Here is a 23,325-nt window from a genome sequence, read left to right on the forward strand (position 1 = left end):
GCCACCGCCCCCGGCCGCGCCACATCGACGAGCGCCATACGGCGGCGCTGCCCGCGACGTGCCCCGGCGGTGGCGGCCGGGTCACCCCCACGCACGTGGCCACGCAGTATCAAGAGGACGTGCCCGTCACCCGCCCGATCGTCCGCGCATTCGACGCCCACATCGGCGTCTGCCGCGGGTGCGGTCAACGCGTGCAACGCCGGCATCCGCTGCAGGCGTCCGAAGCGCTCGGCGCCGCCGCGACGCACCTCGGCCCGCGACCCACGGCGCTCGTGGTCGCGTGGCACACCGGGCTGGGGCTGCCGCTCGGCAAAGTCGCGCGCATCCTGCGGACACAGTTCGGGCTGACGGTCACCCGCGGCGGCCTGGTCCAGGCGTATGCCCGCGTCGCGGATCGCGCGACGCCGACCCATCAGCACCTGTGCGCCGCGGTGCGCGGCAGCCCGGTGGTGAGTCCCGGCGAGACCGGATCGAAGGTCGGTCGCGTGCTGCAGTGGTTGTGGACCGCGGACCACGCCCACCACGACGGTGTTTCGAATCGCCGCGGGGCGCGGCTTGACCAGGACGTCGGCGAAGTCGGCGCCGAGCAGGGCAACCGCGTCGTCGTCCGCGACGGCTGGGCCCCGTATCGCCGCTTACGCGCGCGACGCATCCAGACGGGTCTGGCGCTCTTCCTGCGCCGCTGTCGCCAGCTCCGCCTCGAACTATCCGCGCAGCCGACTGCGGCGGCAGATACATCGGCCATGACGCGCGCTCACGCTCCGCGATCGCGTCACGGCCGGCACCAATTCCATGCACGGGCTCGCGGTCGAGCGTGGGCGCCTGTTGCAGCACGTCCTCGACGTGCTGACGACCACCCGCTCGACGGTGCGGGACGTGCAACGCCTTGCCGCGCACCTGACCACGAAAGCCGCCGCACTCCTCACGTTCCTGGGCGACCCGGCCATCGACGCCACCAACTGCGGGTCGAACACGCGATTCGCCCCGCGGTCGTCACCCGCATAGTCTGTGGCGGCAACCGCACGGCCCGCGGGGCGCAGACGCAGCAGGTGCTCGCCTCCGTGCGGCGCACGACTGATCAGCGGGGTCTTGCCCGGTCGCGGTGCTCACGCCGCTCTTACTCGCCCGTCAGCCGATCGTCGCCCCGGCGCTCCAAGCGTCGCTGGCGTAGCCACACCCGCTAGACAAAGACCAGAAATGTTCTGAGTGTCAGATGCCCACGGTAGCCGGTCGCCTCCAGTTCGTCCGTTCGTTGACTGCACGTGGTCCAACTCTTCCATTGTCGACATCCCGCCGAATAGTGGGATGGCAGAGCGGCTTGTGCTATGTATGACGAGTAGGCGCGCGTGCTGGTGACATGCAGGGCGTACTATGACCCGGGGGGCAGTATGGACGACCGCAGCGGTATTGGCGCTAAGCACAACGGCACCGTGACCAGTGGCGAGGGGAGAAGCGGCCCGAGAAACCATCAACTGCACGTGTGGCTCGATGGATCTGACGTCGGCGCGCTGAAGATGCTTGAAAGCTACTTCCGGGAGTCCGGTTCAGTGGTCGTGCGACGGCTGATTCGAGCCGCAGCCGCAAAGGTGGCGACCGTCGGACCGCGAGTATCCTGATTCACACTCCCACTGACAGCAACTGCGTTGGAACGGTGCGAGCGACTGCCCAACCTGATGCCCTGGAGATCCCAGGATTTCATGGACAGTAGGCAGTTCGGGCCACGGGAGGGCCCGCGCCGATGTCCAAGTCCATGCCCGTCGGTCGCGTCCGCACTACGTATGACTTCATCAAGGCCCAGAGCCGGACATTCCCGGTCCAGGCGCTCTGCCGCGTGCTTGACGTCGCGCCGAGCGGCTACTACGCCTGGCTGAAGCAGCCGTTGTCGAACCGCGCCGCACGAGGATGCGCGCTTGCTCCGACTGATTCGCGCGTCGTTCGTCGCGAGCCAGGGCATCTACGGGGCGCCTCGGGTGTTTCTGGATCTGCGCGAGACGGGCGAGACGTGCAGCAAACATCGCGTCGCGCGGCTGATACGTGAGAATCGGTTGCAAGCGCTTCACGGCTATCGCACGCGTCGGTGGTCGGTCGGGAAGCCGGCGATCCTGATTCCCAACCTGCTGCAGCGCCGCTTCACGGTGAGCCGGCCGAATCGGGCCTGGGTCACGGACATCACGTATGTGCGGACGTGGCAGGGGTGGTTGTACCTGGCCGTCGTGATGGATCTCTTCTCGCGCAAGGTCGTCGGCTGGGCGGCCCGTCCCACCATCCACCGCGAGCTCGTGCTCGACGCGGTGCTGATGGCCGTGCGTGCGCGACGGCCCAGGGGCACGCTGATTCATTCCGATCAAGGCACCCAGTTCGGATCGGATGCCTGGCGCCGCTTCTGTCGGTCGCATCGCCTCGAGCCGAGCATGAGTCGCAAAGGTAACTGCTGGGACAACGCCGTGGCGGAGGCCTTCTTCGGCAGTCTGAAGAAGGAGCTGATCAAGAAACAGATCTACAAGTCGCGCGACGTGGCCACGGCCACCATCGCTGACTACATCGAGACGTTCTACAATCGCTCACGCCGGCATAGCCACCTCGGTGGCATCAGCCCAGAGCAGTTCGAAACCGCTCACAAGTCGCGGAAACCGGGTGTCCACTGAATCCTGGGATCTCCACTTCCGCTGAATCACCGCCGTCTTGAAGAGCCCGATCAGCGACTCGGCGAGGGCATTGTCGTCGGCATCGTCGCAGCTCCCGAAGGACGGCGCAATGCCAGCGTCGGCGAGACGATCGGTGTAGCGCATCGAGAGCTGCACGCCCTGGTCGCTGTGATGCACGAGGCTGGTGAGCGCGTCGTCGCCACGCGCGTAGATCGCCTGCTCAAGCGCGTCCAGGACGAAGTCGGTGCGCATCGAGGCCGACACGCGCCAGCCGACGAGCGTCGCGCGAAGACGACGATGACGGCTGGCAGACCGACCGTGGCGGCTAGACTAGACGGTCGAGCACACGCGTGACCCGCAGCCCCGGCAGCGATCGATCGACTTCGGTCGCCACGCACTCACGAGTGAAGTCGTCGACGATGTTGAGTGTGCTATCGCACCGGATCGATCATCGTGACGTCGAATCGCGGTCCCGACGAATGGCTCGCCACCTTCGCCGATCCGGTGCGCGCAAAGTGCAATCTATCGCTTCACGAGCAATGCCTACGACTTCGTCATCATACCGGCCCCGCTTGAAGCCCAAGGTGCCAACGCCCGGGCGGGGGCGCGGCCGACGATCGGGGGGCGCTCGCGGCAAGGTCTCTGATCAGGGCCGAAGTGTGATCATCTCTCCGACGTCGTTCTGTGGAAAGCCTCTCACGACGAGCAAAGCCTCACCGCTCGAACGCCAGTACCCAAGATTCCAAACGGCTCCGTACGGCTTGACCAGGGCGTTGAGTGCCTCTAGCAGAGTGCCACCAGTGAACTCCCACGATACCAATGCACCGCTCTCGCCCACGTGTTGTCGCTCCGACGCTGACACGGACATCGACTTGACCAGGGCCCCCAGCGCGTCATGGAGCGACACTGAGTGTACGGAGAACGCGGCGACGTGACGGTCAAGCCATCCGCCACGTGCCGCCCAAGAAGCTGCAGGCCTGAAGACCACTACTCCATTCAGGTCCCGCCAAGCGTACTCTGGCCTTGCGCGGGCAACGCCGTCGAGGGAGCTGCGTATGGACCCTGGGAACTCCACCATCGGAACGCGAGGTGCAGGCGCCCAGCCAGGTGGACAGTTCGTTGTGTTTTCGAACCCGACGCCAAACTGCAAAGGCCGCACTAGCTGCTCAACCACGGTGATCAAGTGACATGGATCCAAGCTGCTCTGGTCGCTCACGCGGGTCGTGACGACGCGATTGTCGAGCAGCGACGGCTGCTCACTGGAGCCGATGGCGGTGACAGTCAAGCCGAGAACGAAGAGCGTTCGCATGGTTCACCCGTGCTAACGGAGGGAAGGCGTACATTCTGAAACTTTGCGTCTTCGACCCGACCGTACTGAATCACGCTCAGGTTCGTCAAGCAGGCAAAGCTGAAGGTCGCGTGCCGGCCCCAGTGGGCGGACAAGCCCAAACGGTTCAGACCTCGTGCCATGCGATCAGACCGGAGGTTTATAGACGATTCCTCCGGGCTTCGTCTGCATCTCTATAGGAACACCGGCGGGAGGCGAAAACAGTGACTGTGGCTGGCTGCCCAGCTTTATGTTCGTGTAGCGAGAGCCGCACTGCACGGTACGGCTCCACTGGCACGGCTCCTGATTGATTAACACGAACAGGTTTAGGTCTGGCGCGCGGTGGATGGTGCGATTGCCCGACACTTGCCTGATGATGTCGAATCCCTCAATCGGATCTCCCTTCGTCATTCCCACGGTGAATTTCGCCTGCCACGGCGTTTGCGGCACGTCCATGGGTTGCTCCGTCCAGCCGGTTTGAGGGGTCCACCGGTAGAACTTCGCCAAGTAGAAGTTCTTGATCATTATCGCCGTGACTTCAGACTTGGATGGTCCCGATTCGCTTCGCGTCGAACCGTCGTCTCCACGGTAAAATCTCCCTACGCGCGAGTCCTGGTAGGCTGCGTTCACGTGCGCGTAGTCAGCCGTGAAGGCAACCCACTCCGATGGCTGCGGGACCAGGGGTTGCCCCGTAGCTGAAGCCAACCCGCCGCCAGCGGCCAAGACCGCCGCTGCAATGAGTGCAGCACTCGAGATTAGTGCTAGGAATCGTGTGAGTTTGAGCATGGCTGCCTCCCTGAAGCTCAGAACGCGCGGCTGACCTTAGGTGGAACATCCGATGCAAACGCGTGACGGCGATATGGCGCAGTCGGCACACGGATTCCCAGGCTCTTTACCTGAGAGGTGGCACCACCCCTCGGCGCAGTTGAAGCATGGGGGGTAGTTGTTGTACTCGGTGGTCTCCGTCCAGGTTCCGCACGTGGCGCAGGCGGCGGGTGGGCACTCCTCTAGTGAACACGCCTGCTGGCACGTCTGACGCGCTTCGACGGGCCGCTCGTTCTCGATTAGGGCTGCACAAACGAACATAGCCGTGATGGTCACAAGGCGAAGCACTGGCGTCACTGATCTCCAATAGCCGTGTTGAAGCCAATTCATACCGACCTCCGTGGTAGACACTGCAGAGCTGGATGTCATCGGCGTGACGATAATCGGCTTACCGTCAAAAGGACCCACACTCCCGACCCTACACCGGCGTCCACCGGTTCCGTCTTTCCGGTACACAGGATGTACATCTTTCACTCGCGACGCGTTGTGCGCCTCGAGCAGCTGACGCACGAGGTCGGGCGCGCGGATGAATCACCCCTCCGTGACACCGCACCGGTCAGCGTTTGCCGGGTCGAAAGAAACGCCTTGCCTCAGGCGAAACAGCGCGGTCTGTTCCTGACGTCCGAACGACTCTTGTCCACTGCACGTCCGTTCGTAGGTCGACCTTCGAGTTCACCGGCATCTTCGGGCCGCCGCCGACGGTTGCCGTGATGGTGTTCCAGAACTACTCGCTGCTGCCCTGGCTCTCGGTGCACGGCAACGTGTCCTAGGCGGTGCACGCCGTTTACGTGAACAAGTCGACAGCCGAAAAGCACGCGCTGGTCGATCGTGGTCTTCACCAACGGACCGGCAGCGACTGCGGGGTGCCGATCGCCCGCCCGCGCGACAAGCGCACGATCATCCACCACCCGGTCTGGACAGAACTGCTCGACCGCCTGCTTTACATGCTGGAGAGCGAGTACCACCAGGACGTGTGACGCGCCAGTTGGCGGGCTCACGCTCGACGACGGGGAGCAATGCTTCTGCAGACGCTCTCCACCGGGTCGACCCCTTTGAATCGACCCCCGTGCGCCTGTCGTCGACGAGTTCAAGGGTTGCAGCAGGGGCAGTGCCGAGCTGCGGTTTGTGTCAGACCATCACGGCGTGGCCGCTCTTCGCAGTGGCTGCAAGCCGCGCAGCCGAACAATTCAAGCCGGACCCTGTCGGTCGGCGCGCCACACAGCTCGCATGGCAGGCCCTCGAGCGTTCCTGTCTGGCCCCAGCCAGGTGCAGCACACGCCGGACACGGTGTCGCCAGGCGGCGGGCCAGCCTGAAGGCGAGCCGGCGAATAGCGGCCATGCGGGTGGGATTCAGATGGGCGCGCATGTCGGGCTCGACCCAGGCCATGCCTTTGTTCGAGGCCCGAGCGGCCCGGGCGATGGCAGCGCGCAACCGGTCGATTGACACGATGCCCTTCTCTACAGGTGCGCCGGGCCCGTCGGATGTCGTCCGGACGATCAACGCGTGGGATGGAAAACAGACGGTGGGCAGCCAGTCCGCAAGTTCGTCGATGAGTCGCACCTCGCGATGACCGTAATTCGTCCGCTCGGCCAAAAAGCTTTCGGTGACGACCAAACTGCGTTCGTCATCGACGAAGGTCATGATCTCGATGCCCGCCGGCATGAACGGGATGAAGGGATGGGGACCAAAGCTACCTTCGCTGGCCAGCCCGAACGGAAGGCCGGCGGCGGCCATGCCGAGTCTGGCCTTGCGTTCGCAGACTTCCAGGGCGGTGCCGACACGGGCAATCTCGCCGGAAAACGTGCCGAGCAAATCCGTGTCGAGATCAGTGGTTGCCACGATCTCGAGACCCAACGCCAGGCGCAAGGGCCGGGCAACGGCGCGTTCCTTGCCATGTTTCGTCGCCAGACTTGCCTGCCGCCTACAGTAAGTCGACATGGCCCTTGATCCTCGCGGGGGACGGCCGGCCCCCGCCGGCCTGGGGGCGCTCAGATGTCGGCATAGACATGCGCCTCGGCGGCCGCAGACGCCGCTCGAGCAGGGCCATGACCGCATTCCCGGCGGCGGTAGCATAGCGGTCGCGGGATTCACGGGGCGCCTGGGCTCCGGCCGAACCCGGCAGCGCCAAGCCGATCGCTTCGGAGACATAGGCCATGCTGTTGGCGGTGTACTGGCCGCCACAGGAGCCGGCGGACGGACAAGCCACGGTTTCGAGTTCGGCCAGATCCGCGTCACTCAAGGTGCCCGCAGCGTGCGCGCCCACGGCCTCGAAGACGTCGAGCACCGTCAAGTCCTTGCCGCGAAACGTTCCGGGCAGTATCGAGCCGCCATAGAGAAACACCGACGGCACGTTGAGGCGCAGCATCGCCATCATCAACCCGGGCAGTGTCTTGTCGCAACCGGCAATCCCGATCGGCGCGTCGTAACAATGCCCGCGCACGCTGAGCTCGACCGAATCTGCGATCACCTCACGGCTGACCAGCGACGCCTTCATTCCGGCATGTCCGATCGCAATGCCGTCGGTGACCGTGATGGTGGTGAACTCACGTGGCGTGCCACCGGCAGCGGCGACACCGCGCTTGGCCGCCTGCGCCTGCCGCGACAGGGCGATATTGCAGGGCGCGGCCTCGTTCCAGGTCGTCACCACACCGACGAAAGGCTGCGCGATCTCGCGCGCCGACAGGCCCATGGCATAGAGAAACGAGCTGTGCGGTGCCCGTTCCGGTCCGACCGTGGTGTGGCGGCTCGGCAGCCCAGTCTTGCCCGCATCGCGACGGGCGTCAGGCGCCGCACTGTGTGCGGCTCGTTCAGGATCAGCCACTGGTCTTCCTTCGGATGGTTCGCCGGCACAGAAGGGTAGCTTTGCGCTGATGCCGCCGCAACAGGAAATTCACTTGACCACGCTGACAGTTCAGTTGTCTCGTCCGCCCGGGCGGCCTGATCGCGATCGACAACACGCTGTGAAGCGGCGCCGTCAGGCGCGATGCGAAGGGTGATGTCGACACGCTGGCGCTGAAGGCGTTGAACCAAAAGCTGCACCACGACGAGCGCACCGCCCTACGCTGCTGCCGCTGGGCGACAGGCTGAGGCTGGCGCACAAGCGCGGCTGACGCCCGCGTATCAGGCGGCCTCGCGCGCCGCCAGCATCGCGGCCGGGTCGTCGCCGATGATGCCCTGCACGCCGGCGCGCCACAGCGCGTGCGCTTGGGCCGCATCGTTGACGGTCCAGACATGGATCGTCGCGCCGCTGCCGCGCAGCGTGCGTGCCAGTGCCTGATCGGCACCGGCAGCCCGTGCCAGCGCTGCGGAATGCACAGCGACTGCACATGGCGCGGCGTGGTGCGCCGGCGCAGCAGCGCTGCAGGCAGCAAGACCAGTACGTCCGGCGTCGCCGCGCCGAGCGCGAAGCCGGCGCTGCGCAGCGGTTTGATCGCCTGCGGGTCAAAGCCGGCGACGATGATGCGCCGCGCCAGGTCGTAGCGGCGGATCGCCTCGCGAATCGCTTCGGTCACTGCCGGCGTCTTCAACTCGACGATCAACGGCAGCGAGCGCGGCAAACACTCGACCACCTCATCGAAGCGCGGCACGCCGACACCGCGGCCCGCCGGGAGGTGGTGCCGCATGTCAGTGCGCACCGCGGGACTGGCGTCGTGGCTGTTGGCGCTCACGGAGAAGCGCTTCAATCTGGACCGACGTCGCTGGGCGGTCGCCCCGCGCGAGGGTGGAAACATGACGCCCGTCGTGTCTTCTGCGCCTGTTCGGCCTCGCGCAGCCGATAGCTGTCGCCGGTGACCTTGACGATGGCGGCGTCGTGCGTGAGCCGGTCGATGAGGCCGACGGCGCACGACGCATTGGGAGGATCGTGTGCCAGTCCCGAAACGCGAGATTGGTCGTGAGCACGATCGACTTCTGCTCGTAGCGGCGCGTCACGATTTGAACGCGCGGGTCGGCGGTGTGCGCATCGTAGGCGAGGTAGCCGATCTCGTCGATGCAGAGAAGCTGCGGACGCAAGTAGTGCTTGAGCCACCGGTCGAGCGCACGATCCGTCTCCTGGCTGTTGAGATCGAGCAGGAGGTCGGCGGCCGTCGTGAACAGCGCCGAGTGGCCGTGCAGAATCGCCTAATGCACGGAGTTCTTCGCGATCATCGTCTTGCCCAGGCCTTGGGCGCCGACGAGCACGAGATTCTCGGCGCGGCCGAGGAAGTCGAGCGTGAGCACCTGCTCGACGAGCGAGCGGTCGAGGGTTTTGGGCCAGCTCCACTCGAAGTCGGCCATGGGCTTGAAGCGGCCGAGCCGCGCGCGTTTGAAGCGGCGCTCGAGGCTGCGGTGCGCGGTCCTCGAGCTCGGTGGTGGCCCGGTGCCTCCAGGAGGGCGACCGGGGGCCAGCGGAGTTTCGCGGCGCGGGCGAGCAGGTCATTCAGGTCGTCGGCACTGCGCGTGAGGCCTAGGCGGCGCAGCTGACTACCCAGGGTCGCGGGGGCGGTCGGGGCTGAGGGCATCGTAGGCCTCCAAGGCGTGCGGGTGGACGGTGAGGTCCTGGACGCGGGGATGGGCCGGCAGGAGGATCGGGACGGCGGGCCGGAGGCCACGGCGGCGGCGCTACTGATCGAGCAGGAGCGCGATGGCCCGGCGCTGGGGGCCTCGTGCGTGAGGGCCTCCTCGACCGCGGCGGCGAGGGCGGGCGCGCCGTGATCCTCGAGGAGGGCGAGCAGGCGGCGGCACGCGAGATAATCAAGTCCCATAAGCGAACGCTTGATCGCATCTCAACGGCGGTGCACTAGCCACCCGTCGCCCTTCCGCCGCCCGTATCGTCCTCGTCCGCGCGTCCCCCGGCGCGGTCGCGCCGGAGGTGCCACGTGGGTGTCACGTGGCCCCAGGTCGGTCGTCCGCAGGTCCGACGTGGCCCCGAGAACCCGCCAATGCGCGAGTGCCACACTGTCGGTAAGCTGGGCAAGCTCGAAAATTCGTCCAGGGCGTGGGGGCCATGGTCTGATACTGGATGCTCTGTCACCCGCAGGACCCTGCTAGTGTTTCCTCTCGCCCTGAGTGAATGGCGCGATCAGTTCCAGCATGATCGACCTCGTGCGCAAGAGCGGCCAGCTGCGGACAGGCACATAGTCCCACGGGTGGGGACACGTCTCGGAGCGCGTGAACTTCTTCGCCACCACGACGATCTGAGGTTGCCGCTTCCCTGAAATCCGCCCGCCGCAGCCCGCGCGGCGCCGCGGGGTGCCTCGATGATCCTGCTCGACCCCCTTGCGCGGCCGGTGATCGGCCATTCCGGCAACCGCGCGTTTGCACCGGAGAACACGATGGAGTCGCTGCGCGAGGCGGTGGCGCTCGGCGCCGCTGCGGTCGAGTTCGACGTGCAACTGGCGCGCGACGGCGTGCTGGTGGTGATCCACGATGCCACTCTGGCGCGCACCACCGACGGCCGGGGCCGCGTCGGCGACCACACGGTCGCCGAACTGGCGCAGCTCGATGCCGGTGCGCACTTCAGCCCCGAGGGCGGCCAGACCCACCCCTGGCGCCCTCCAACGCCAACGCAGTCTGCGTTTCGAACAACCGAACGCCCATCTCTACGAGACGGGCGGGATGCAGCGCACGCACCTGCACGGCCACACCAACATCACGAAGCGGCTCCTCGTACACGCCGCCGCCTTCAATCTGTGGCTGCTCATGCGGCGCGCTCTTGGCGTCGGCACCCCGCGGGGGCTGCAGAGCCGCGCCGCCCAGGCGATCGCCGCGCTCATCGTGCTGCGGGCCGCGCTCGCCACCGTAGTCGGCCGATGGTACGCCACCGCGCGCACCGCCGCGACGCCCTTGAGTTACGCGTGGCGACTGCAACTCCTGCCCGTGGAGCTTCAGGTACGGCTTTAGCCATGGGCTGCTGGGCCCGGACGCCAGAAACATCGACGCTCTCTTGGCCAGCGCTGGGAGAAATCGACGCCGCTACAACCGCGAACGACGCAAACAAAGATCTTTGCCACATAGCAATGCTCCATTTCATGGGGTCGAGTACCCTACGGCCACCAGTAGCAGTCACAATCGCACCACCACCGCTGGGCGTGGGAGTAGGTTTGCTCAATCTGGCAGACCGCCTCGCAGCATCTGCCGCACATTCCCCGCGTTCCGGCCGCCTCATTGCTGGGAGGCCTCGTGCCTCCGTTGCAGCGCAGCCAGATAGCCCAGGTGGTCGAATCCCGGCGCGGCCTCGGACCCGAGTTTGCCGGCCGCACGCGCCATCAATTCCGCGGCCCGAAGGCCGTCGTAGAACGTGATCGTGTCGCCGTGCGGTCCAGCCTTGATGCTCTTGACACAGAGGCGAAGGGCTACCGGCCAATCGCAGATCGGCAGGCGGTTGCCCCGGCTGTCGAACATCAACCCCACGTCGGCGCGCGCTCGTATGGAGATGAGCGCCAGCGCCTCGGTGCCCTCCATCTTCAACCGGTGCCAGTGCTCCTCCCGGGCCTTCTTGATCGCCTTCGCAATCTCAGGTTTTCTCAGGAGCTTGTAGCCTTCAGTGGCGCACGTCGAGCGACGGCAGGTCGGGCGGACCGCCGCATACGCCGCCGTGGCGTTTCCGCCGTTGGCGACATACTCAAGGATAAAACTATGTTGCCAGTCGGCGCTCGGCTGGGGCTGAGTAACCGCGACATGAGGCTTTCTGGCGTCGACGGCTGCATGCCCGATTTGCCGGGGGCCGGGCACGAGCACGCGCGGTCGGGCGGCGGTGGTTCGTCCCATCTCAGGCCTCGCGCGGCTGGTCGTTCTGTTGGGGATCGGAACCAGGGCGACCATCGATCAGGGACTTCCGCCAGACCAGTTCGGCATCGTTCACGCCGAGCAATAGGCCCCCGAGTAGCTGAAGCTCCGGCAAAGGGACATGCATGAGACGCCCTCGGAGCGCGTCCGACATGGCTACCCCCGCGACCGGCCCACCGAAGGTGCTGAGCCCGGCGACGTAGTTCGCTACTGCTTCGGCGAGGTCGTTCTGTTGCTCCAGCGCGCGCCGGTGCTCGTCGCGCCGTCGCTCCTCCCGCACCATCCCGATCGCATAGGTGAAGGCGCCCACCGGAGTGGCCGGCTCGGCGCGCTCGCGCTGCCGACGCACCGCACCGGCACCCTGGATCGCTGCCAAGCGTCGCATTCCAGCGAGCACTCGACAGGCCCGTTCCGCGATCTGTGGTAGTTCCTCCTGGGGGCCAGTCCACGCCGACACGAGCTGCGCAAGCTCGCGCTGGTCGTTCAACGCCAGGCCCATCTGGCGGACGAACGGCGGCGCCTGATCGATCGCAGCCAGCGCGTCCAGGGTTCGCGGGTCGGTCGTCTCAGCCGGTGTGCCGCCGGCCTGCCTCACCGCGATGTTGACGGACGCCCTGACGAGGTCGTCAATCTCTGCCGGCACGCGAGACCGTCCCGCACACTCGCGCAAGATCGATGACCATGTCATCGGCGTGACGACCACTCGAACTCCGGCCTCCGCAGGCGTCGCCGGAAGTCGGTTCACCAGCGATGCGGGCAGGCATAGCTCAACGATTGGCCGTAGATACAGATCGAGATCCTCAACGGCGGCGTGGAATTCCTGGCGGAACAGTAGCAGGCGGAACGCCTCATGAGCGGACTCGACGAATGAGGACGCCTGCACGCGTTCGGCCAGTCCGGCGTCAATCAACAGCGCCCAGCCCGACCGCCCAGTCTCGTCCTGACCGAAGTCCGTCTCTGACGTGTCGCCCTGGGTCGCGCCTTCGTGTTTGACGATTACGGCACGGTCCAGCGCCCTGAGGTCAGCGCCAGAGTCGAGCCACGCATCTCGCACGGGCGGCGGCAGGCCGACGTAGGCCCGGACCTGCCGAACGGTCAAGCTGGATACATCGACCTTGTCCGCAGGGGGCGCCACCGCGTAACCGTCACGCAGGTCGGCCGCGTCGGCGTAGAGCATCGCGTTGCGAACGGTCGCGTCACTCACCCCCATCGCCGTAGCCAGCCCCCGCTGTGAGCAGGCACGCTCTGCCAGCATCAGTCGGAACATCTTCCCGAGTCGCACGGGGTCATGCCGCCCGTGCTGGTTCCGCTTGTAGGTCTGACGCATGGCCTCGAACTTGTCGACGTCCACCACCTCGCAGGCAACCTCAGGAAGCCCGATCGCCTTCGCGGCCCTCCAGCCATGCTCGCCGTCGACGATCAACCACTGGGCGCCCTCACGACGGACGACGATGGGCTTCGGACAGCGGCCCAGATGCTCCACTTCGGCCACGAGTTCGCTGAACTCGGCCTCGGTCATCTGGTTCGGGTTGTAAGCGTTCGGCAGCAGGTCAGCCACCGGCAGTCTGACCAGCTCGCGATGCGTCAGCAGCGACTCGGCAGGCCCGGCGGAGCCTTGGCTACTCATCGTTGCCCCCGGCAGCCCTTGAACCCTTCAGGCCCTTGCAGTGTGGCTCGTCTGGCCGGCTTGCGGCGGCAGACAGGTCCCTGGGCTGTCTCTCGACCTTGGCCGGGAGCCCGCAGGTGAGAACGCCGACCATCACCTGAGCATCTTGACGAGTTCTCGACGATCGACACGGCATGACGACCACCCACAAGCTAGCCTCGTACCCCCGAGCTGTTGCGCCGAAGTGCCACCGTATGCGGCTGAGGCTCCCGCGATGCGGCCTGCGCCGAGATCCAATCCTCGACCTCGACCTCTAGCCAGCCTCGCGCCGTTCCACCGCCGAGCGTGAAGCCGCGCGGGAAGCCGCCGGCAGCGATCCTGGAGTAGATCGAGGTCCGCCGAAGGCCAGTTCGTCGAATCACTTCCGGAAGTCGAAGAATCGCGTTCGCCATCGTCCAGCTCCGTTCGATTAAAGACGGAACCGATTCTCACCACACCAGCCCTGGAGCGATACGCACTCGATCGCGCTCTAGAGTGCGCAGCAGTCGAGACACACCAGCGGCATTTTCCTCTCCTGCCTATACATTCCAAGGCTGGAGAGAAACGCGAAGCCAAGCGGCTCGCGCGGTCCATCGCCGGTAAACCCGCTGGTGCGGGCCATTCCCAAACCGAAAGCGATGAACTTGGCGTCATCAAGGATGCCCCTCCGAGATCGACGCAGAAGCGAGTGAGCCTCGCGTAGCGGACCGTTGGTCCGCATCGGTATGGCTACGTCGATTCGTCAGGCGCCTCATGCTGATACGCGATCGCGGTAATCAGCAGCCCCATGGGGCCGGGCAGGTGAGGCCAAGGCCTCAGAGTCGGGGCGGACAGCCGCAGTCCGTTCGAGCACCAACTGCAATCCACGAGGCGCCTGAGCCCCCAATTGCGCGCTGGCCGTCGGTCCAACCGGCGTGGCCGGCCAGACGGTCCCCTCTAGCGATCTTGAACCCGCTGTTTTGTCCGGCCCACGCCTTGGACAGCCGGGAGGCTGGGAGCGTGAAACGCGCTCCGGCAGAGCCGGCATCAGGCACGTCGGGCACCCTCGACGTGTCGTAGCCGCGTGTTTCGCTCGCATCGGTCCCCGCACTCAACTCGTGCGGTCCCGCAGTGCCGGGACATTTTGTATCGCGCCTACCGGTGGGCGCTGACAACGAGCGTCGGATTGCAGACGAACTGCCTCACTCGACTCGCTCGCGCGACGCGTGAAGGCTCCACACGTCGCAAGACATTCGGCCCCGATTCACGGAGAAACGGGCCGACGGCACGGGCGCGTCACCATGACGTCGCCGGCCTAGCGAGCATCGGCTAAAACTTGCGGGCCGGTCTACGCATCCGACCCGTCGATCAACTGAACAGGAGTGTTCAAGTCGCCCGCCTTCTCGGCTTCACCGTGCCAGCGGAAGATGGTGCGCGCGTCCACTCTGTCGGTTATGCCTAGCACAACCAGCCACGCGCCTGCTTCTTCAAGGATCGGTGTTGTCCATCCGTTGTGCTCGTGAGGTGCATACGCCTCCCGGGGTCGGTTGGCCCGTAGCATCTCCACGAGATTCGCAGCCGACACCTTCACCCACCTAGCGTTCTTGCGACGCGCATCATGCGGTGTCAGGGGGGGGGTGCAGAAGCATCTTCCGGGTCGTCAACGCCATCAACGCTGCGCGGATCGCAGGAGCACAGCCAACGGAGCACGACATCATGCACCGCAGTCCCCGTTCGAGACTCACGTCTCCATCGATGTATGCCTGCACAAGCTGAAAGTGAACGAGGCGGGCGAACTCCGCCCACCCAGCTTCGTCTGTGCCGAGGAATGGCGCCCGGCTGATGCGCTCAGCCTCCTCTTTCGTTGGCGCGAAGATGTCGAAGTGTCTGGATGCTGGCGTAGCATCCGGCATTGGCTCGTTGTCAGGCATGGTCACAGCTCGCGTAAGGCGCCTGCGACGATCTCGGCAATTTGTCCAGCGCCGACCGCCGCTCGCTGAACAGCGGCGCTTGTTTGCAGGTTGGTTCACCAGCTGCCCTCACCAGCATGCTGCCTCCATCACGTGCTACGCGCGCATCGGCAGCACGTTCGCCTTCTTCGTCGTGGCGAACGCTGCCCAGGAATCCATCAGCGCACGGCGCTGGTCGAACAGGTCGCTGCGGAAATACGCGGCCTCGGTCTTGTCCTTCACGACGTGGGCGAGGGCAGCCTCGCACACCATTCTCGGGAAGTTGGTCCGCTCCGCCGCCCAGTCGCGGAAGGCGCTGCGGAAGCCGTGCCCTGTGACGTCGCCCTTCTTGAGTCGCCGCAGCAGCATCAGAAACACCGTGTTCGAGAGCGGCGTCTCGGCGTAGCGCCCGGAGAACAGGTAGGGGCCACCGTCCGAGATTTCCTTGGCTCTCGTCAGAATCTCGACGCAGCGAGGCGAGAGCGGAACCCGATGCTCACGGCCAGCCTTGATTCGCGACGCGGGCACCGTCCACGTCGCTGAATCGAGGTCGACTTCGTCCCATCGAGCCCCGATCACCTCGCTCGTCCTCGCCGCCGTGAGGACCAGGAACTCGAACGCCAGCTTGGTCGGCTCGCCCGCCGCCGCCTTCTGAAGGGCCTCGATGAACGCGGGGACCTCGGCGTAGGCCATCGCCGCGTGGTGGGCCTTGTCGCCCTTGTGGCGCGGTAGGACCTTGCCCACCCCATCAACAGGGTTATCGCCGGCCCGAAAGCCCGACGCCTTGGCCCAGTCGAAGATCGTGCGGAGCCGCTGCCGAACCCGACGAGCCGTCTCGGGCTTCGCCAGCCAGATCTCACCGAGCACCATCAACACGTCGGCCGAAGTGATCGTGTCGACGCGCTCGGTGGCGAGACTCGGGAAGACGTGCATTTCGAGCGAGCTGATCCAGTCGGCGCGGTGCTTCGGATTCCGGAAGGTGCCGGCATGGGATTCGTGGACCGCCTTGGCAGCGGCCCTGAGCGTCGGCACGATCACGCGCGACTTGCGGCGGTCGGCGAGGGGGTCGCCGCCGCTGCGGGCCAGCCGACGGAATCGAGCCGCCTCGTCTCGGGCATCGAGGAGGGAGACGAGCTGCGCGGACCCGAGCCCCATGTCGCGGCGCTTCCCGAGCACGACCGTCCGCAGAACCCACCGCTTGGCCCCAGAGGCGTCGACGAACAGGTAGAGCCCGTTGCCATCGGCGTAGCGTCCTGGCGCCTTCAGCGCCCGCACACGCACCGCCGTGAGGCGCTTCTCCGGATGTCGGCCGCGCGGCTTCTTACGAGGCGACGAGGTCTGTCCGTCCATCATGTCGTCCCACATCCTAAGGCGGATGTGGCCGACCGTCAACGGACACCGACGGTCAACGTTCTCAACAATTCGCTGAATTTACCGGGTTCTGCGAACGACGACGGACATCGCCGGATTCGACTTAGGCGGACGCCGCCTCCACCACTCCTTCACTACGTTCAGTCGTGGTGTCGGCGCCGTAGTCAGGCGCGCAAGTCGCGCCGGTGGCGCGACTTAGCGGGCACAACTCCCGCTGACCACGACGAACGTCTCTCCCCCGATCTGGTCGGTTTTCCCGCCGCCTCCACTATGTCTCCACGGCCGGACGGCCTCGTGGTCGCCGACTGGTCTCCTCGATGCGCGCGAGGCTGAGCTTGAGACTGAACGGCTTCAGCAACCGATTCATCGTGTCCTGCGTCGGGTTGTGCCGGGAATTGATCGCGCGCAGCACGTTCGGCCCGGCCATCTTCACCTTCGCCGCGAACTCCTTCACGCCCATCGCGCGGATCACCTTGCCGAGCGCCACCTGAATCGGCACGCCCTCATCCATGGCGGCCAGCAGGAACTCGCGGGCGAACTCCTGGTCGCGCAGGTCCTGCGCCAGCCCTTCGTTCCAGTCTCTGCTGCGTCGTGCCATGTCACTTCTCCCCGAGGTAGTCGCGCCAGCATTACTGGGCGCGGCGGATGGCACCGGCCACCGCTGCGATTGACGGTCTATCCGTCTCTGACGTCTGCTCGACGCCAGCCGTGCTGACGTTCATCGAGACCACGCTCTTCACGTCGCTGGTCGGGCAGTATCTCTCGGACGACGAATCCGCAGCGCTGCAGCAGGCGCTGGCCGACAATCCGGACGCTGGCGACGTGATTCGCGGGTCGGGCGGCGTCCGACGCTTCGCTGAGGCCTTGCTGGCCGCGGTAAACGTGGCGGAATTCGGGTGATCTACTACCTGCGGTCACGGCAGGGAGAGATCTGGACGCTCACGCTCTACGCCAGGAACGAAGTCGAGAGCATCCCGGGACCCGTGTTGCAGAAGATCAAGGAGGAGATCGATGGCGGCGCCTAAGCGAAACATCGGGCGGGAGATTCTGGACGGGCTCCGGCAGCTCAAGCGCGGCGAGCATGGCCGCGTCACCCCGGTGCCATCGGTCGCGTCCATCCGCGAGGGCACGGGGCTTTCGCAGCCGCGCTTCGCTGAACTGCTGGGCGTCTCGGTGCGGACGCTGCAGGGGTGGGAGCAGGGCCGCCGTGCGCCCTCCGGCGCGGCACGGACGCTGTTGTTGATAGCCGCCAAGAATCCCCGCGCGCTCCTTGACGTAGCGTAGCTGCCGCCTCCAACACCTCGCCGTTTTGGAGGCGGCGGGACAAGGCCCGTGGAACAGGGCACGGGCACGGCGGAATCCGGTTCGCGCGCGAACTCGACATCAGCGCTGTCCCACTGCTGAGTGCGGTCGTGATAGGCTCCCGGCCGGCGTAGCAGGACCGACGCCATTACGACATCTAGAGGAGAGATTAGATGATTCGAACGTCCCTTGTCGCTCTCGGCCTGTTAGTCGCGGTCACCTTCGTGCCACAGCGCGCGTCCGCGCAGGTCTTCGGCACGTTCCCCTGGCAGATGCAGCCCTACTGCAACATCGTCACGCTGACGCTGACCGCCACACCCTCTGGAGGGTTCACACTGGATGGGTCCGACGATCAGTGCGGTGCGACCAATCGCGCGGGTGCCGTCGGCGTGGCCACGTTCAACGGCGGCGGGAACGTGACCATCAACTTCACCATCGTGACCGCGCCGAGCGGCAAGCCGGTGCACGTCTCGGCGGTGGTGAGTCCGGCCAATGGCAGCGGCACCTGGAACGACAGCGCGGGTAACACCGGCACGTTCGCATTCTTCGGCAACGTGCCGGCACTGCCGGCTCGTCCCACGCCGTTGAGCGGCCTTGCGGCCGCCTCGGTCACGTCGGTCGAACTGGCGGCGGGTGCGGTCGGCGCCGCGCAGATCAACCAGACGCAGGTCCAGGCCCGGGTCACGGGGACCTGTCCTGCCGGGCAGGCCGTGTCCGGGATCAATGCCAACGGCACCGTCACCTGCACCGCAACGGACGCCAACGTCCAGTTTCGTGTCGAGGGCAAGACCTCGGCGCAGTCGCTGCCCGACGGCGTTCGTGTCGATCTCACCAACTGGAACACTGTTACGACCAATACCGGCGGCGGCACATACACGCCTGCCGCGGGTACCTACACGGTTCCGTCCTCGGGCCTGTATGTGATTTCCGCCACGTCGGCGACCAGCAACGTTGCAGGTCCCGGCGCCGGGGAATACCGCTTCATCTCCGTGGAACTGAACGGCAACGTCGTGCAGCAAACGGCGGACGAAGCGTCGGACACATTCCAGCAGCTCCAAGTGGTGTGCATCAGGAATCTCAACGCAGGCGACGTCGTGAACATCTCGATGATTCACAACCTGGGCGCCGGCATCACGACCGGGAACTCCAGTGCTGGCGACAGCCATTTCGCCGTCGTAAAGCTGCGCTGACGGCGCCGGGACCGGCGTTCCTCGCCATCTGCCGGTGGCGTCCATTCGTGCCGCGGAAGACCGCGCAGGGGTGGGCGCCACCGGACGCCTTGCTCGGCCGGGCGCCTGCCACTACGCTGACAGGCATGGACGCTCGTCGCCGCCGGACACGACGCATGCGCGCGCTGATCGTCGCGGCGCTCCTGTGCAGCCAACTCCCGCTCGCCGTGGCGCAGACCACGGAAGGCCCGGCCCTGCTGGCGGCGTTCAAGGCGTGGCAGACGACGGCCGCGCCCGGCGCTGAATGGGCCGCCGCCCTCGATCAATACCGCGCGAAGCTCGTGCGCGACGGCCGCACGCCCGCTGCGGCTGACCGAGCCCTCCGCCTCATCACTGCCTACGACGAGGCCGAACTCTACGATGCCGTCTATGCGAAGACGCCGGAGTTCAATACACAGCCGAACCAGCTGCTCGTCGAGGCGGCGCGCAGCCTCAGGGCTGGCCGCGCCCTCGACGTCGGCATCGGCATGGGACGTAACGCGCTCCATCTCGCACGGGCTGGATGGGACGTGACCGGCTTCGACGTCTCGTCCGTCGGCGTCCGTCACGCCGAAGCAGCAGCGCGAACCGAGAAGCTCCGCCTGAAGGCCGTCGTCGCAGCAGACGAGGAATTCGACTTCGGGACCGCGCAGTGGGACCTCATCGCGCTCATCTACACGATCGAGAAGCGGAGCATCCATCACGTCCGTCGCGCCCTGCGACCTGGCGGCGTGGTCGTGGTCGAGGCCGGGATCACCCCCGACGCCAAGGCCGCATTCGGGTATGCGCCTGGCGAGTTGCTGACGATCTTCGACGGATTCGAGATCGTGCGGCACGAACAGCTCGAGGGTTCGTACGATTGGGGACCCGAGCGCATTCAACTCGTGCGTCTGGTCGCGCGGAAACCGCTGCGCTGAGAGCCCGACGGGCGCGCGTGCTCCCCGGGAACCGCGGGGCGCCCTCTTCGATCGCCGCTGGTCACCACCGGTGCGGGCTGGCGTTCCGCACACGCGAAGGACGCGGCCCGTCACCCGCTCCTCGGGTGCGGCAACAGCACCTCGAGTCCAACCGCCCCGTCGAATCCGTCGCAGGGCGAGAGTCGCAACGTCCGGGACGGTCCGGCGATCACGTGTTGCGCCCCAGGTACCCGAGCTCCATCCCCTTGAGCACCGCCTGGGTGCGTGACCGCACCCCAAGCTTCGCCAGGATGCTCGATACGTGATTCTTGACCGTACCCTCTGTCGTGCCGAACGCGGCGGCAATCTCCCGGTTGCTGTGGCCGCCGGCCACGAGCCGCAGCGTCTCGACCTCGCGGCGGCTGAGGCGCTCCGGGTCGGCCGAGGCCTCGAACGGCGGGGTGAACTGGCGCACCGCACGAAGCACACGCTCCGTGATGAGCGGCCGCATCACCGTGCCGCCCGCGGCCACATCACGGATCGCGGCCGTCAGGTCCTGCAGCGACACGTCCTTCAGAAGGAACCCGCGCACGCCGCGCCGGATGCCCTCGAGCAGCGCCTCGTCGTCATCGAAGGTCGTGAGAAAGATCGTCGGCGGCAGCGCGTTTGCCTGCTGAAGCGCGGCGAGCACCTGCAGGCCCGACTGCCCGGGCATCCGCACGTCGAGCAGCACGACATCGGGCGCCGCGCGCGTGATGACCTCGACCGCGCTGACCCCATCGGCCGCCTCCGCCACGACGCGGATGTCGTCCGTGAGGTCGAGCAGCTTGCGGAGGCCTTCGCGCATCAGCGTCTGATCGTCGGCGAGCACGACGCGGATCATGCGACCTCGCCGGGCAATGGGACGGAGACGGTCAGTGTCACACCGGCGCCGGGCGCGCTCTCGATCCGGCACCGGCCCCCGAGCGCTTCGAGACGCTCCCGCATCCCCAGCAGACCGTGTCCTTCCCGAATCTCCGCGGCGCCGATGCCGTCGTCGCGGACGCGGAGAGAGAGCTCGTCGCGTGTGTGCCACAGGTCGACCCAGACGGACCGCGCCCGGCCATGACGGATGGCGTTGGTGAGCGCCTCCTGCACGCAGCGGAACAGCGTGTGCGCCACGGCCGGATTGGTGACCACGAGGGACTCGGGCCAGGACAGCCGTACGGTGGGAGCCGTGGACCCGCGCGCGAGCGTCGCGAGGGCGCGCTGCAGGTCGATCGAGCGGTCTGCACCCAGGGTGTGCACGACGTCCCGGACGTCGGCAAGCAGCACGCGGCCCACCGTCTGCGCCCTGGTGATGGCCTCCGCCGCCCGCCCGTCCACCAGGTGGCGCGCCAGCTCGAGGTTCACGTTCAGCACGGTCAGGCTGTGCCCCAGCGTGTCGTGCAGCTCGCGCGAGATCTGAATCCGCTCGGCGACACGGTGGCTCTCCGCGAGCATCTGTTGCGTGGCCACGAGTTCTCGCGTGCTGCGCTGCAGCGCCAGATTGGCGCGCCGCTCACCGGCGGCCAGGTAACCGACGGCGAAGGCGAAGAGCTGCCAGCCGGCCATGTAGACGACCACCGTCGGCACAGCCACGCTCGCCGGCGTCGTGGCACTGTCGGGCACGAACACGCCGAGTCCGATCCAGCCCGGGCCGAGATCGACCATGAGCGGCACCACCGCCATCATCAGGAAGAGGCCCAGCTGCCACGCCAGCCATCGCACTGCGGTTCGCGGCGCGAACAGCCACGCGGCCGTCGCCGCGACGATGACGAAGTAGTGGAGCATCGCCATGGCGACGACCACCTGCACACCGAACAGGATCCGGGTGCGCCGGCTGGTACGCTCATCCGGGTCTCCGGCCGTGCTGGCCCAGAAGGCGGCGATGAACAGCAGGCCGAGAGCCACCTGCAGCGCGGCGGACGTCGCACCATGGGTGCCGCCGACGCGGGCGGCCCGCACCAACTGCGGAAACGCCACGTTGAGGCTGGCGAGCACCGCGATCACGCGGAAGAGCGTGTCTGGCTCCGGAACGCGCACGAGCCATTCTACGAGCAGCTTCCACGACGGGCGTGGCCGAAACGTCATGCGGTCGAGGCATGACTTTCGACGGATGCGGGGAACCGGGCGCCGCGCCTACGATAAGTGGTACCGGCATCGGCGCGCGAGGAGGCAACGATCGCAGACGCACGCGCTGGCGCACGAAGGAGGCGTTCGAATGCGTGTTGTCGTCACGGTGGCCCTCGCGGGGCTCTGGTGTGTCCTGGCCAGTGACGCGCGGACGCCGTCCATCGAGCTCATGTCGGAGAACGGCGAGGTCGTGCGCGATTGGCACGGCGCTCTCGACCTCGTCGCCGCAGAACACGAAGCCGAGATCGGGGGCCGCACCGTCTGGCACGTGCACACCATGCGCCCCGACGGCAGCGAGCGCGAGACCTGGACGGGCCGTGGCGCCGGCGCGCCGTCCGCCCTCTGCCATCACGGATTCGCACACTTCCATCCGAGTGGGCGGTATCTGCTGATGTCGGTGGAGTCGGACGAGAATCGGCAACGCCCGTGTGGCAGCAGCAACTCCGTGCCGGGCGTGGCGGCCTTTGCCAATCTCTGGGTGGTCGACCTGCGCTCGGGCGCGTGGACCAACCTGACCCGGTACACGGGGTGGCGCCAGGGGCAGCTCTACGGCGCGCTCTCCCCCTACTTCTCGCCGGACGGCACGCAGGTCGTCTGGTCGAAGCTGACCAGGCCCTCCACACGCCAGCGCGACAAGTTCTTCGGCGAGTGGGAGCTGCACGTGGCGACGTTCAACTGGGAGAACTCGCCGCGGCTCGAGGACGACCGCGTTCTGCTCGACGGGCAGCTGTACGAATCGCACGGCTTCTCGCCCGACGGCCGGATGCTGCTGTTCTCGTCGGATCGCGGCCTGGCATTCTCGGGCGGCCTGGACCTGTTCGAACTCGACCTGCAGTCCGGTGACCTGCGCAACCTCACGAATACGCCGGACGCGTATGACGAGCATGCTCGCTACTCGCCCGACGGCGAGGCGATCGTGTGGGGCTCCGGCGAGGGTGTCGAGGGCGAGGGTGCCGAGCGCACGTTCTGGTCGGAGCTGAACGTCATGCGACGCGACGGCACGGCGCGCCAGCGTCTCACTGCCTCCAACCGTTCCGAGCAGCCGGAGAGTTGCGGCGGCTGTGGCAGCTGGCCGACGACCTGGAGTCCCGACGGCCGGCACGTGCTCTTCGCCCAGCAGATGTTCCCGACCGGGCGCCGGCCGAATCGCATGTGGCGACTGGAGATGCCGCCCTTCTGAGCGGCCGCCGCAGGCGCCGGCACCGGGCGCGTCGGACCAGCGGCGGGCACGCTCGATCAGCCGCCGGCGCCGCGCGCG

Annotated in this window: 21 protein-coding genes and 6 pseudogenes; 13 read left to right on the forward strand and 14 right to left on the reverse strand. The window is 66.8% G+C overall.

Features of this window, described 5'->3' with window-relative positions:
• A partial coding sequence (locus tag Q0C41_RS19710; protein WP_291986599.1) for a hypothetical protein occupies positions 1–413 on the reverse strand: 413 nt, incomplete at its 3' end.
• Between Q0C41_RS19710 and Q0C41_RS31465 the strand changes: the two are divergent.
• The 3 genes and pseudogenes from Q0C41_RS31465 to Q0C41_RS19720 form a co-directional block, all read left to right on the forward strand.
• A pseudogene (locus tag Q0C41_RS31465) lies at positions 300–590 on the forward strand (transposase); the annotation flags it as partial. The gene Q0C41_RS19710 and the pseudogene Q0C41_RS31465 overlap by 114 nt on opposite strands.
• Before the next feature lie 202 nt (positions 591–792).
• Positions 793–1,005: a hypothetical protein gene (locus tag Q0C41_RS19715; protein ID WP_291986601.1), complete on the forward strand. Its 213-nt coding sequence runs from the start codon at positions 793–795 to the stop codon at positions 1,003–1,005.
• An 817-nt stretch (positions 1,006–1,822) separates the two neighbouring features.
• Positions 1,823–2,645, forward strand: a pseudogene (locus Q0C41_RS19720) (IS3 family transposase); the annotation flags it as partial.
• Here Q0C41_RS19720 and Q0C41_RS19725 read toward each other — a convergent pair.
• Positions 2,565–3,075, reverse strand: a pseudogene (locus tag Q0C41_RS19725) (hypothetical protein); the annotation flags it as partial. The pseudogenes Q0C41_RS19720 and Q0C41_RS19725 sit on opposite strands and share 81 nt — an antisense overlap.
• 1,044 nt (positions 3,076–4,119) lie before the next feature.
• On the reverse strand, positions 4,120–4,758 hold the full coding sequence (locus tag Q0C41_RS19730) for a hypothetical protein (protein WP_291986602.1): 639 nt from the start codon (positions 4,756–4,758) through the stop codon (positions 4,120–4,122).
• Between the two features lie 827 nt (positions 4,759–5,585).
• Between Q0C41_RS19730 and Q0C41_RS19735 the strand changes: the two genes are divergently transcribed.
• A complete protein-coding gene (locus Q0C41_RS19735) occupies positions 5,586–5,774 on the forward strand; it encodes a hypothetical protein (RefSeq protein ID WP_291986605.1) in 189 nt (62 codons plus the stop codon).
• A gap of 110 nt (positions 5,775–5,884) precedes the next feature.
• On the opposite strand, the gene Q0C41_RS19740 is transcribed toward Q0C41_RS19735, so the two are convergent.
• From Q0C41_RS19740 to Q0C41_RS19755, 4 genes and pseudogenes are all read right to left on the reverse strand, one after another.
• Positions 5,885–6,736, reverse strand: coding sequence for a DUF6671 family protein (locus tag Q0C41_RS19740; protein WP_291986607.1), 852 nt, complete (start codon positions 6,734–6,736; stop codon positions 5,885–5,887).
• A gap of 79 nt (positions 6,737–6,815) precedes the next feature.
• Positions 6,816–7,487, reverse strand: a pseudogene (locus Q0C41_RS19745) (dihydroxy-acid dehydratase); the annotation flags it as partial.
• Positions 7,488–7,918: 431 nt separating this feature from the next.
• Entirely contained in the window at positions 7,919–8,113 is a 195-nt protein-coding gene (locus tag Q0C41_RS31470; RefSeq protein ID WP_367079243.1) for a glycerophosphodiester phosphodiesterase family protein, read from the reverse strand.
• Between the two features lie 309 nt (positions 8,114–8,422).
• Positions 8,423–9,073, reverse strand: a pseudogene (locus Q0C41_RS19755) (ATP-binding protein).
• 240 nt (positions 9,074–9,313) lie between these two features.
• On the opposite strand from Q0C41_RS19755, the gene Q0C41_RS19760 reads away from it, so the two are divergent.
• From Q0C41_RS19760 to Q0C41_RS19770, 3 genes and pseudogenes are all read left to right on the forward strand, one after another.
• A complete protein-coding gene (locus Q0C41_RS19760; protein WP_291986613.1) occupies positions 9,314–9,490 on the forward strand; it encodes a hypothetical protein in 177 nt (58 codons plus the stop codon).
• Positions 9,491–10,110: 620 nt separating this feature from the next.
• Positions 10,111–10,236 (forward strand): annotated as a pseudogene (locus Q0C41_RS31475) (glycerophosphodiester phosphodiesterase family protein); the annotation flags it as partial.
• Positions 10,237–10,393: 157 nt separating this feature from the next.
• Positions 10,394–10,678, forward strand: a complete 285-nt coding sequence (locus Q0C41_RS19770; RefSeq protein ID WP_291986618.1) for a hypothetical protein — start codon at positions 10,394–10,396, stop codon at positions 10,676–10,678.
• Positions 10,679–10,939: 261 nt separating this feature from the next.
• Here Q0C41_RS19770 and Q0C41_RS19775 read toward each other — a convergent pair whose 3' ends face one another.
• The 5 genes from Q0C41_RS19775 to Q0C41_RS19790 all read right to left on the reverse strand — a co-directional run bounded on the left by Q0C41_RS19775 (position 10,940) and on the right by Q0C41_RS19790 (position 17,105).
• Positions 10,940–11,545 (reverse strand): terminase small subunit, encoded by a 606-nt coding sequence (locus Q0C41_RS19775; RefSeq protein ID WP_291986620.1) that lies wholly within the window; start codon positions 11,543–11,545, stop codon positions 10,940–10,942.
• Position 11,546: 1 nt separating this feature from the next.
• The gene (locus Q0C41_RS19780) at positions 11,547–13,190 is read right to left on the reverse strand and encodes a ParB N-terminal domain-containing protein (RefSeq protein WP_291986622.1); all 1,644 of its coding nucleotides are present in this window, start codon (positions 13,188–13,190) and stop codon (positions 11,547–11,549) included.
• A 191-nt stretch (positions 13,191–13,381) separates the two neighbouring features.
• Positions 13,382–13,621 (reverse strand): AlpA family phage regulatory protein, encoded by a 240-nt coding sequence (locus tag Q0C41_RS31480; protein WP_367079244.1) that lies wholly within the window; start codon positions 13,619–13,621, stop codon positions 13,382–13,384.
• Positions 13,622–15,253: 1,632 nt separating this feature from the next.
• A complete protein-coding gene (locus tag Q0C41_RS19785) occupies positions 15,254–16,489 on the reverse strand; it encodes a site-specific integrase (protein WP_291986624.1) in 1,236 nt (411 codons plus the stop codon).
• A 286-nt stretch (positions 16,490–16,775) separates the two neighbouring features.
• Positions 16,776–17,105, reverse strand: a complete 330-nt coding sequence (locus Q0C41_RS19790) for a hypothetical protein (RefSeq protein WP_291986626.1) — start codon at positions 17,103–17,105, stop codon at positions 16,776–16,778.
• 110 nt (positions 17,106–17,215) lie between these two features.
• Here Q0C41_RS19790 and Q0C41_RS19795 point away from each other — a divergent pair, with 110 nt between their 5' ends.
• The 5 genes from Q0C41_RS19795 to Q0C41_RS19815 all read left to right on the forward strand — a co-directional run bounded on the left by Q0C41_RS19795 (position 17,216) and on the right by Q0C41_RS19815 (position 19,934).
• On the forward strand, positions 17,216–17,407 hold the full coding sequence (locus tag Q0C41_RS19795; RefSeq protein WP_291986628.1) for a hypothetical protein: 192 nt from the start codon (positions 17,216–17,218) through the stop codon (positions 17,405–17,407).
• Positions 17,404–17,532, forward strand: coding sequence for a hypothetical protein (locus Q0C41_RS19800; protein WP_291986630.1), 129 nt, complete (start codon positions 17,404–17,406; stop codon positions 17,530–17,532). The genes Q0C41_RS19795 and Q0C41_RS19800 overlap by 4 nt, the downstream gene beginning before the upstream one ends.
• Complete coding sequence (locus Q0C41_RS19805) at positions 17,519–17,791, forward strand: helix-turn-helix domain-containing protein (protein WP_291986632.1); 273 nt, start codon at positions 17,519–17,521, stop codon at positions 17,789–17,791. Before Q0C41_RS19800 ends, Q0C41_RS19805 begins: the two co-directional genes overlap by 14 nt.
• Before the next feature lie 191 nt (positions 17,792–17,982).
• Positions 17,983–18,999: a hypothetical protein gene (locus tag Q0C41_RS19810; RefSeq protein ID WP_291986635.1), complete on the forward strand. Its 1,017-nt coding sequence runs from the start codon at positions 17,983–17,985 to the stop codon at positions 18,997–18,999.
• Between the two features lie 125 nt (positions 19,000–19,124).
• Entirely contained in the window at positions 19,125–19,934 is an 810-nt protein-coding gene (locus Q0C41_RS19815; protein WP_291986637.1) for a bifunctional 2-polyprenyl-6-hydroxyphenol methylase/3-demethylubiquinol 3-O-methyltransferase UbiG, read from the forward strand.
• Positions 19,935–20,142: 208 nt separating this feature from the next.
• Here Q0C41_RS19815 and Q0C41_RS19820 read toward each other — a convergent pair whose 3' ends face one another.
• Together Q0C41_RS19820 and Q0C41_RS19825 are read right to left on the reverse strand one after the other, a co-directional pair.
• Positions 20,143–20,796: a response regulator transcription factor gene (locus Q0C41_RS19820; RefSeq protein WP_291986638.1), complete on the reverse strand. Its 654-nt coding sequence runs from the start codon at positions 20,794–20,796 to the stop codon at positions 20,143–20,145.
• A complete protein-coding gene (locus tag Q0C41_RS19825; protein ID WP_291986640.1) occupies positions 20,793–21,977 on the reverse strand; it encodes a sensor histidine kinase in 1,185 nt (394 codons plus the stop codon). Before Q0C41_RS19825 ends, Q0C41_RS19820 begins: the two co-directional genes overlap by 4 nt.
• Before the next feature lie 178 nt (positions 21,978–22,155).
• On the opposite strand from Q0C41_RS19825, the gene Q0C41_RS19830 reads away from it, so the two are divergent.
• Positions 22,156–23,247 (forward strand): hypothetical protein, encoded by a 1,092-nt coding sequence (locus Q0C41_RS19830; RefSeq protein ID WP_291986642.1) that lies wholly within the window; start codon positions 22,156–22,158, stop codon positions 23,245–23,247.
• Positions 23,248–23,325: the final 78 nt, after the last annotated feature.

The organism is Luteitalea sp. (assembly GCF_022842525.1).
Taxonomy (GTDB): Bacteria; Acidobacteriota; Vicinamibacteria; order Vicinamibacterales; family Vicinamibacteraceae; genus Luteitalea.

Excerpts from the sequence above, each read along its gene's own strand:
- Q0C41_RS19715 (WP_291986601.1), top strand. The coding sequence starts at position 793 with ATGCACGGGCTCGCGGTCGAGCGTGGGCGCCTGTTGCAGCACGTCCTC.
- Q0C41_RS19730 (WP_291986602.1), bottom strand. The coding sequence starts at position 4,758 with ATGCTCAAACTCACACGATTCCTAGCACTAATCTCGAGTGCTGCACTC.
- Q0C41_RS19740 (WP_291986607.1), bottom strand. The coding sequence starts at position 6,736 with ATGTCGACTTACTGTAGGCGGCAGGCAAGTCTGGCGACGAAACATGGC.
- Q0C41_RS19770 (WP_291986618.1), top strand. The coding sequence starts at position 10,394 with ATGCAGCGCACGCACCTGCACGGCCACACCAACATCACGAAGCGGCTC.
- Q0C41_RS19775 (WP_291986620.1), bottom strand. The coding sequence starts at position 11,545 with ATGGGACGAACCACCGCCGCCCGACCGCGCGTGCTCGTGCCCGGCCCC.
- Q0C41_RS19780 (WP_291986622.1), bottom strand. The coding sequence starts at position 13,190 with ATGAGTAGCCAAGGCTCCGCCGGGCCTGCCGAGTCGCTGCTGACGCAT.
- Q0C41_RS31480 (WP_367079244.1), bottom strand. The coding sequence starts at position 13,621 with ATGGCGAACGCGATTCTTCGACTTCCGGAAGTGATTCGACGAACTGGC.
- Q0C41_RS19785 (WP_291986624.1), bottom strand. The coding sequence starts at position 16,489 with ATGATGGACGGACAGACCTCGTCGCCTCGTAAGAAGCCGCGCGGCCGA.
- Q0C41_RS19790 (WP_291986626.1), bottom strand. The coding sequence starts at position 17,105 with ATGGCACGACGCAGCAGAGACTGGAACGAAGGGCTGGCGCAGGACCTG.
- Q0C41_RS19805 (WP_291986632.1), top strand. The coding sequence starts at position 17,519 with ATGGCGGCGCCTAAGCGAAACATCGGGCGGGAGATTCTGGACGGGCTC.
- Q0C41_RS19810 (WP_291986635.1), top strand. The coding sequence starts at position 17,983 with ATGATTCGAACGTCCCTTGTCGCTCTCGGCCTGTTAGTCGCGGTCACC.
- Q0C41_RS19815 (WP_291986637.1), top strand. The coding sequence starts at position 19,125 with ATGGACGCTCGTCGCCGCCGGACACGACGCATGCGCGCGCTGATCGTC.
- Q0C41_RS19820 (WP_291986638.1), bottom strand. The coding sequence starts at position 20,796 with ATGATCCGCGTCGTGCTCGCCGACGATCAGACGCTGATGCGCGAAGGC.
- Q0C41_RS19830 (WP_291986642.1), top strand. The coding sequence starts at position 22,156 with ATGCGTGTTGTCGTCACGGTGGCCCTCGCGGGGCTCTGGTGTGTCCTG.